Source organism: Phormidesmis priestleyi ULC007, from assembly GCF_003003695.1.
Lineage (GTDB): Bacteria > Cyanobacteriota > Cyanobacteriia > Leptolyngbyales > Leptolyngbyaceae > Phormidesmis_A > Phormidesmis_A priestleyi_A.
This window is the reverse complement of the sequence record NZ_PVWG01000029.1, coordinates 44,987-53,244: the sequence shown is the minus strand read 5'-3', so window position 1 is coordinate 53,244 and position 8,258 is coordinate 44,987. Positions and strand designations below refer to the sequence as shown.

At 46.4% G+C, this 8,258-nt stretch carries 7 protein-coding genes; all 7 read left to right on the top strand.

Annotation, left to right across the window (positions count from 1 at the left end; genetic code table 11):
* Window positions 1–703 precede the first annotated feature (703 nt).
* Entirely contained in the window at window positions 704–1,066 is a 363-nt protein-coding gene (locus tag C7B65_RS19060; protein ID WP_143162091.1) for a hypothetical protein, read from the top strand.
* Between the two features lie 47 nt (window positions 1,067–1,113).
* Complete coding sequence (locus tag C7B65_RS19055) at window positions 1,114–1,557, top strand: hypothetical protein (protein ID WP_073074305.1); 444 nt, start codon at window positions 1,114–1,116, stop codon at window positions 1,555–1,557.
* 60 nt (window positions 1,558–1,617) lie between these two features.
* Window positions 1,618–1,779, top strand: coding sequence for a hypothetical protein (locus C7B65_RS27970; protein ID WP_181314443.1), 162 nt, complete (start codon window positions 1,618–1,620; stop codon window positions 1,777–1,779).
* A gap of 106 nt (window positions 1,780–1,885) precedes the next feature.
* On the top strand, window positions 1,886–2,374 hold the full coding sequence (locus tag C7B65_RS19045; RefSeq protein ID WP_223257449.1) for a GNAT family N-acetyltransferase: 489 nt from the start codon (window positions 1,886–1,888) through the stop codon (window positions 2,372–2,374).
* A 417-nt stretch (window positions 2,375–2,791) separates the two neighbouring features.
* Window positions 2,792–5,476 (top strand): MGH1-like glycoside hydrolase domain-containing protein, encoded by a 2,685-nt coding sequence (locus C7B65_RS19040; protein WP_073074302.1) that lies wholly within the window; start codon window positions 2,792–2,794, stop codon window positions 5,474–5,476.
* Window positions 5,477–5,749: 273 nt separating this feature from the next.
* On the top strand, window positions 5,750–7,126 hold the full coding sequence (locus C7B65_RS19035) for a dihydrolipoyl dehydrogenase family protein (protein ID WP_073074301.1): 1,377 nt from the start codon (window positions 5,750–5,752) through the stop codon (window positions 7,124–7,126).
* Between the two features lie 13 nt (window positions 7,127–7,139).
* The gene (locus C7B65_RS19030; protein ID WP_073074300.1) at window positions 7,140–7,529 is read left to right on the top strand and encodes a redoxin domain-containing protein; all 390 of its coding nucleotides are present in this window, start codon (window positions 7,140–7,142) and stop codon (window positions 7,527–7,529) included.
* Window positions 7,530–8,258: the final 729 nt, after the last annotated feature.

The window sequence follows — 8,258 nt, the reverse complement described above, 5'->3', positions numbered from 1 at the left end:
GCTCTAGAACAAACCTCATCTTATCGTTGATGCGGGAGAACAATCCAAAAGTCCATTTCTCAATCGTGGCGAGTATAGACTCCCTATTAACGCTTCGCTTTCAGTCCTTTCGTAACACGCAATCTGTGCCCTGATGCAGTATAGAAGCAGATTCTGATTATGAATCTATTCAAAAGAAGTGTAGTGCTCTACGAACAGAACTCACTAAAGATCTCCTTTCTCGACGTGGAGTTCCTGATGTCCTCTAATGGATTTCATAGATGAAAATATAAGTGATTTTGTAGAAATCATCTCTGTAGAACACTCACAAATGTAGTAATTAAACAATTTTTGATGCCAATAATTGTCTAAAATTGTCACCTAACAATTCGCTTGGAGCGGACTACGAAAGATCTTGGTGTTGAGTTCAAGGTTACTTACAGCCGCTCAAGCGAACCGTTAGACCGACAGCGCTATTTAGTTCACTTGTACTGTATGCTAAAATCTTCGTGACGCTACGATCTAACTAGCGTTGGAACCGACAACCGAATTTGCATTCTTCGTCAGTGAGCAGAACCGCTTGCGGTTGCGGCTCAACTAGGTATGCGGCTTCGACTACCCGGTGAAAGAATTGATGAATTCAGAGCATCTCTAGTGGACAAAGAATGTAAGACCTTCCGATGGGTGGGCTTACTGTGAATTTAAAAAGGGCGAATTGTTCAAATTGGCTTGGAAAGACGATGAAGCCAATGCCAATAGACTTAAAAGAGATGACTTAATTCTGCTTCGTCAGCATGGGTACGTCACTCATCTTGTTAAAGTGCTTAATCGTCAGGCTGAACGTGAAGATTCGTCAAGTGATTGGAATCTTTATCGAATTGTTGAAGTGGTTTGGGCGATCGGTGGCACAAAGCCACCCCCTTCAGTGAAGGCAGAGTTGATTTTTGGCTACCCAGAAGTTCTCGCCTACATGGGTGGTGATGTCATGAAGCTAGAAGAATTGCCCACATTCAAAAAGGCTTGGGATACTCAGGGCGGGCTTTTGGCTTTCCAGCAGCATGTCCAACACAAACTTGCAGATATTTAAATTCGATCGCTACAGCCCAATTTTATACAGTTCATGCACCGGAAATTATGACCCGAACTCCTCAATCAAATTCCAGCACCAATATCGATGCGGCAAATCCGGCACTTCTCATTACGGGCTGTGTCATCGTCGGTCTGATGATGCTCGCTTTTAGCCCTGCAACCCCAATTTTTCTAGCGCTCTTGGCTTTAGCGCCAGCGATGCTTGCGAGTGAAAAAGGCGGAAAGCCACTCAATTGGTACTGCTATGGGTTTATGCTTTGGATCGTCGCCATCATTCACGCTGCGATCATCCCAGGAAATCCAGAAAACGCCCCAGCAATGAAACGTCAGTTTTGGCAAGGTGTGAGGATTGGCGCAATCGTCGTTGCCGTCCTCAGTATCGTCATCTTTCCAACGATCGAAGAAGGCAGTCCCGCCAGAGCCTTTCTGGGGATTTCTGCGATCGTTGGGTCTGTAATGGGCGGGGTTGCTTGGACACAGAAGATTTAGGAGGTTGTCCATCTGGCTTTTTCGTTTGTTATGATGACAGAGAAGCAAACGAGTCCTCTTATGAAGTATCCACTCCATACCCAATCCCAACCTGTTTCGGGCGAAGCAGCCAAGAAACTGCTGGAAGCGATCGATTCCGGTAGTGCAGTGGTTAATGATCGGGTTCTTGCCCTTGCAAAGCGGATTGCTGCTCGTCGTCGCAAAGCCCAGAAACATGCCTAGCTCCGGTAAGTTTGATGGCTTAGACTTCTCCCAAATCGATATTGAGCTTCTAACCCCTGAACTTCGGAAACTTGGTCAGGGGTTTCGCTGTATCAGGGGTGAATTCGTGACCTATTGGAAACAGGGGCGCATTCATCGGGAAATTGATGCATCCCTTTGTCAGTGCTGGATTGTCCGGGTTGAGGATACTTTAGCTGGCTATATTACGCTGTTAGCGGATAAGTTGCAGGTTGAAGATCCCCTGTTGGCGAAAGAAGGCGTGAAGTATAGGACTTTTCCTGCGGTGAAGATCGGTCTACTGGCAGTTGATCGACGGACAAAAGGTCTTGGTATTCGGTTGATGGATTGGGCAATCGACTACGTGATTACCGAGGTTACGCCGATAATTGGCGTGAGATTCATTACCGTCGATGCGCTCTATGATGCTGATGTTGAACCCGCTTATGATGCATCCGGTTTCTATGCAAAGTTAGGGTTTGAGTTTGCCATTCCCACCGATCCTTTACCACCTGTGAATCCCTATCGAACGATGTACTTCGATCTGAAGCAATTGAGCGAAGCTCTCGTCACCGAAGATATGACAGAAGATAGCTGATGATCTTGTCGTTAAGTTGCCGCATAACAACCCCAATGCACCCGACCGCCGAGAGGTTAGCTGCTGATTGTTCAAGGCTACCTGCGGCGGGTGATTGGGAACGTTATTCTGTCTACACTTTAGATTGTAATAGTCATTTGAGATTCATCGTTAAGTTTTGGTTAGGACTCAATTTGTTTATCACTCTGCTCAAGTGATCGGTTCTAACCTAACTGATCGCACGTGCGCTTGAACTTTGAAGCCGCCAAAGGTCGATCCGTCATCTTTCTGCTCAAGCGATCGGTTCTAACCTAACTGATCGCACCCACTCATCTCTCAGACATTTCTCATCTCATCCTCAACTTTCTATTGGTTTTTAGGTAGATACTCCAATTAAGAGATTTAACACCAGATTTTCTCACATGGAGTCTTCCAACAATGGCAACCACAACCGCAGAAGCTCAACGACTACAAGAATCGCTGACTCATCAGGCACACTGGCGCAGATGGGGATCGTATTTGAGCGATCGCCAATGGGGAACCGTGCGCGAAGATTACAGTCCGCATGGAACCGCTTGGGATTACTTCACACATGACCAGGCACGATCGCGGGCTTACCGTTGGGGCGAAGATGGCATTGCTGGAATCTCAGACAACCATCAGCGATTATGTTTTGCGATCGCGCTGTGGAACGGTGAAGATCCCATTCTCAAAGAGCGGCTATTTGGGCTGACTGGCAATGAAGGCAATCATGGCGAAGATGTCAAAGAATATTACTTTTATCTAGACAATACGCCGACGCATTCATATATGAAAGCGCTCTACAAATATCCGCATCAGGCGTTTCCTTATGCTCAGTTAGTTGAGGAGAATCGCCGCCGCGATCGCCATCAGCCAGAGTTTGAGTTGTTGGATACTGGAGTATTTGAGGACGATCGCTATTTTGATGTGTTTATCGAATATGCCAAGCAATCGGCTGAAGATATTTTGATTCAAATTACTGTGGTTAATCGGGGTGCTGAGGCAAAACCGCTCCATATTTTGCCAATGCTCTGGTTTCGTAATACCTGGTCATGGGACACTGACGAAAGTAAGCCAACCTTGCAAGAGACAAAATCAAACGCGAACGCGAATGTGATTAGTGCAATTCATTCAACGCTGGGGAAACGATGGCTCTACGCATCTGGAAATGCAGAACTTTTGTTTACCGAGAATGAAACAAATTATGAACGGTTGTTTGGTACGTCTAATGCTTCACCTCATGTAAAAGATGGCATTAATGATTACGTGGTTCAAGGTAATACAACGGCAGTTAATCGTGATCAAGTTGGCACAAAAGCAGCCGTGCATTACGAAGGGTCGATCGCGCCTGGTGAAACTAAAACAATCCAGTTGCGCTTGAGTGATGCGCCCAGTTTAAGTGAACCCTTCGGCGGTGAGTTTAATGCAACCTTTGCAACCCGCAAACAAGAAGCTGATGAATTTTACCGAGGTATTGTTTCCGCATCTATTAGCGAAGATATGCGAAACGTGCAGCGACAGGCATTTGCGGGAATGCTGTGGAGCAAGCAGTTTTATCACTACGTTGTAGAAGATTGGCTGAAGGGCGATCGCTCTGCACCTCAGCCCCCACCCGAACGCAAACGGGGCAGAAATCAAGAGTGGTTCCATCTCTACACCGATGACATTCTCTCGATGCCCGACAAGTGGGAATATCCCTGGTTTGCTGCTTGGGATCTGGCATTTCACTGTCTTCCGATCGCTATGATTGATCCAGATTTTGCCAAATACCAGTTAGATGTGCTGACGCGAGAATGGTATATGCACCCCAATGGGCAAATTCCAGCCTATGAATGGGCTTTAGGAGATGTCAATCCTCCGGTTCATGCGTGGGCAACCTGGCGCGTCTATCAGATTGAGCAAAAGATGTATGGACGTGCAGATCGTCAGTTTTTAGAGCGTGTGTTTCAGAAGTTGATGCTCAATTTTACGTGGTGGGTAAATCGCAAAGATGTAGAAGGCAGAAACGTCTTTCAAGGTGGCTTTCTAGGATTAGATAACATTGGTGTGTTCGATCGCAGTACTCAACTTCCGACAGGTGGATACATTGATCAATCCGATGGCACCAGTTGGATGGGAATGTATTGCTTAAATATGTTGACGATCGCGCTCGAACTTGCCAAAACAAATCCCGTTTACGAAGACATTGCTACTAAGTTTTTTGAACACTTTCTCTACATTGCCGATGCCATGAATCACATTGGTGAGATGGAAGACACGCTTTGGAATGAAACAGAAGGATTCTACTACGATGTACTGCATCTGCCTGACGATCGCCAGATTGAGCTAAAGGTGCGATCGATGGTCGGGTTGATTCCTTTGTTTGCCGTAGAAACGCTAGAACCAGAAACGCTCAAACAACTGCCTGCGTTCAAAAAACGGCTGGACTGGTTCATCCAACACCGTCCAGACCTGCGCCAGAATGTAGCTTGTATGGAAACGGAAGGAATGCAGGCACGGCGATTGCTGGCGATCGTCTCCCGCGACAAACTAAGACGGATTTTGCAAAAGATGCTCGATCAACACGAGTTCTTAGGAGACTATGGCATTCGGGCAATTTCTCGCTGTCATGCCGATCGTCCCTATATTTTTGATGCCGATGGAATGCAGTTTCGCGTCGATTATGAACCCGCAGAGTCTACTAGCGGTTTGTTTGGCGGCAATTCTAATTGGCGAGGTCCTGTCTGGTTTCCAGTCAACTTTCTCCTAATTGAATCACTGCAAAAGTTTCACGATTATTTAGGAGACGATTTCAAAGTAGAGTATCCAACTGGGTCAGGTCAAATGCTAACGCTCTGGGACGTGGCAGCTAATCTCTCGCATCGACTGATCCAAACTTTCCTCAAAGATTCGTCAGGACAACGACCCGTTTACGGCAGCAATGGTAAATTTCAAACAGACCCACACTGGCAAGATTTGCTGCTGTTCTACGAATACTTCCACGGCGATAACGGCGCAGGCATTGGTGCCAGTCATCAAACAGGGTGGACGGGTTTGGTTGCTCAACTGATCCAGCAATTTGGCGAGATTGACGAAGCGCACAGTAAATCAGACGCGCCATAGAGCTTTTTAGAGCATCAGTTAGTAGACCTTTTGCGTGATAGCGAAGAAATTGCCCTGAAACTTATATGTCAAAAGACTTGTAGCCGTTTTCTGGCACTAATAGCTGAAATGCCTGACCCGTAAAGCTTTTAGCCATTTTTTAGCTTACGACGCAAAAGGTCTAGTGTTAGAGATATCTCAAGAAAATTAATCTCCTACTCAGTTTCTTTTCAGTGTTCTTTAAGAGCATGAGACTGTTATGAGAGAAGCATTCCCCAGTGAGGCAACTAATCGATGGAAACCGCAGATGTGATTGTGATTGGCAGTGGTCAGGGTGGTATTCCACTGGCGGCTGATTTTGCCAAAGAAGGACGCAAAGTGATGCTGTTTGAACGGGATGCTTTGGGTGGTAGTTGTATCAACTATGGCTGTACTCCCTCTAAGGCTTTTTTGGCAGCGGCTCATGCAGCAGGGCGATCGCGGCAGGCTGAGAAGTTAGGCATTCATACTCAAGTCGAAGTAAACTTTCCTGCGGTGATGGAGCGGGTGAGAGCAATTCGCGATCGCTTCAGCCAAGGAGCTCACAAGCGACTAGAAGGCGCAGGTGTCAACGTCGTCTGTGCAGAAGCTTCTTTTACAGGTGAACGCACTGTTATAGGCGGAGATGTGACGGTTCAAGCTCCCTTAGTGGTGATCAACACGGGCACCTCATCATTGATTCCTGACATTCCCGGTCTTGCAGGAACTCCTTACCTAACCAACCGCAACTTCTTTGATTTAAAGACACTACCCCCACGTTTGTTAGTAATTGGGGCTGGCTACATCGGCTTGGAGTTAGGTCAGGGATTGGCTCGTTTGGGCAGTCAAACTCACTTGATTGTGCGAGGCGATCGCGTTCTAGGTCAAGAAGAACCAGAGGTCAGCGAGGTCTTAGCTGAGGCGTTAAAACAAGATGGCATTCAGGTTCACTTTGAGGTCAATGTTGAGCAGGTGGCTCACGAGAATGATGTATTTACGCTGACCCTCAGCAATGGTGAACAACTTCAGGGAGAAGCCTTACTGGTTGTGATTGGACGGAAACCAAACACCGATGCTCTCAACGTGGCAGCAAGCGGAATCGAGCTAGATAACCAGGGGTTCGTCAAAATCAACGACCAGTTCCATACAACTGGTTCTGGGGTTTATGCGATCGGAGATGCAGCCAAACAGCCTGCTTTTACCCATGTGTCTTGGGAGGATTATCGTCGTCTCAAAGCAATTTTGTGTGGTGAAAATCGGACGCGCCACGATCGGGTTCTCGGTTATGCCATGTACACCGAACCTCAAGTCGGGCGTGTCGGCATGACGCTAGAACAAGCTCAGAAAAAAGGCATCAATGCTCGCTGTGTAACGCTACCCATGAGCCATATTGCACGAGCGATCGAGTGGGGTCACGACCTGGGATTCTACCGCATGGTGATCGATCGCGACACCGACAAAATTTTAGGAGCAACCTTAGTCGGTTACGAAACGGCTGAGTTAGTCCACGTATTTCTATCTCTAATGGAAGCGGGAGCAACTTGGCAACTACTAGAACGATCGGTACACATTCATCCGACTTACGGTGAAGCATTACCCAGCTTAGCGCGGTTGTTGGTTGGAGACGATATGCCAGGTTGCCCCAATATGTAAGGAAGATTCAACCATGACAACGAATTTGCAAGTAGGAAATCACTTTTCTGACGTTGAGTTAGCGAACCACGAGAACGAACAGATTAAACTCTCTAGCCTCACCCAAGCGAGCTTGATGGATCAGTATTTAGGGTTTCTAGATGGCTATCCCCTGATTGTCGTTTTTTACCGAGGCTTTTTTTGCCCGCGAGATCGACAGCAGTTCACCCAACTGGTTCACTTTCAGAACGAATTAATGGTTAATTATGGCAAATTAGTGACGATCTGTGTTGATCCGCCTTTGGTTCAAGCTGCATTTCGGGCAGGTTTGGGGGCGCAGTGGCAATTTCTGTGCGATGAGTCGCGAGACCTGATCAAGCAAATTAACATCCTGGACGAGACTGAACTATTAACCCGACAATGACAGAGAATGCAGGCATTGGAGGAGGATTATTAGCATAGGAACATGAAGAAACCTCTACTCCTACAAGTCAACTAGAATGAGAACATCACTCTGAAAATGACCTGCACCTAAGTTCCCGACAGTAGTAATAGCAAAGGATGATGACATTCCTCAGGACAAATTAGCATTACAAGGCTAATTTAGGCGAGGTTTGGCAATGCGATCGTACAGAAGTCATAGATCGAACCCGCACTAGACAACTACTAGGAAGACATCCCGCACCGCCGTCCATCGTGGTCTACTGGTGGGACTGAAAAAAGTGATTAAATCTCTTTTTAAGAGATACTCAAACTAGCTACCCAAGGGGATTTCAGGAATTGTTTAACTTCTTTATTGAAAAAATTCATATTTTCTTATGTCGAAACCCAAGAAAAAGCGAGAAATTGTTTAACTTTATTTTTTAGTGCTTCTAAATCTGAACGAAGAATCAGCACTTTCAGACTACAAAATTGTCTAACTTTTTTATCTCTCCACACGAACCCAAGCGCGGAATTTCCGTTTTGCTTGGGTTTCGCCTTGGCACAGTCTTTTAGAAATTGATAAAGTCATTCTTTGCTCACCCGAGGAAAGAGTAGATTGGCTGAAACCTATTGATAGGTGCTGTTTTGAAGTTGATAAATGGTCAGGCTTTTGCCGTTATAGCGCCAAAATTCGCTCACTCCGATTTCGGTTTAGAGTGCATTGGTTCGT

Excerpts from the sequence above, each read along its gene's own strand:
- C7B65_RS19040 (WP_073074302.1), top strand. The coding sequence starts at position 2,792 with ATGGCAACCACAACCGCAGAAGCTCAACGACTACAAGAATCGCTGACT.
- C7B65_RS19035 (WP_073074301.1), top strand. The coding sequence starts at position 5,750 with ATGGAAACCGCAGATGTGATTGTGATTGGCAGTGGTCAGGGTGGTATT.
- C7B65_RS27970 (WP_181314443.1), top strand. The coding sequence starts at position 1,618 with ATGAAGTATCCACTCCATACCCAATCCCAACCTGTTTCGGGCGAAGCA.
- C7B65_RS19055 (WP_073074305.1), top strand. The coding sequence starts at position 1,114 with ATGACCCGAACTCCTCAATCAAATTCCAGCACCAATATCGATGCGGCA.
- C7B65_RS19030 (WP_073074300.1), top strand. The coding sequence starts at position 7,140 with ATGACAACGAATTTGCAAGTAGGAAATCACTTTTCTGACGTTGAGTTA.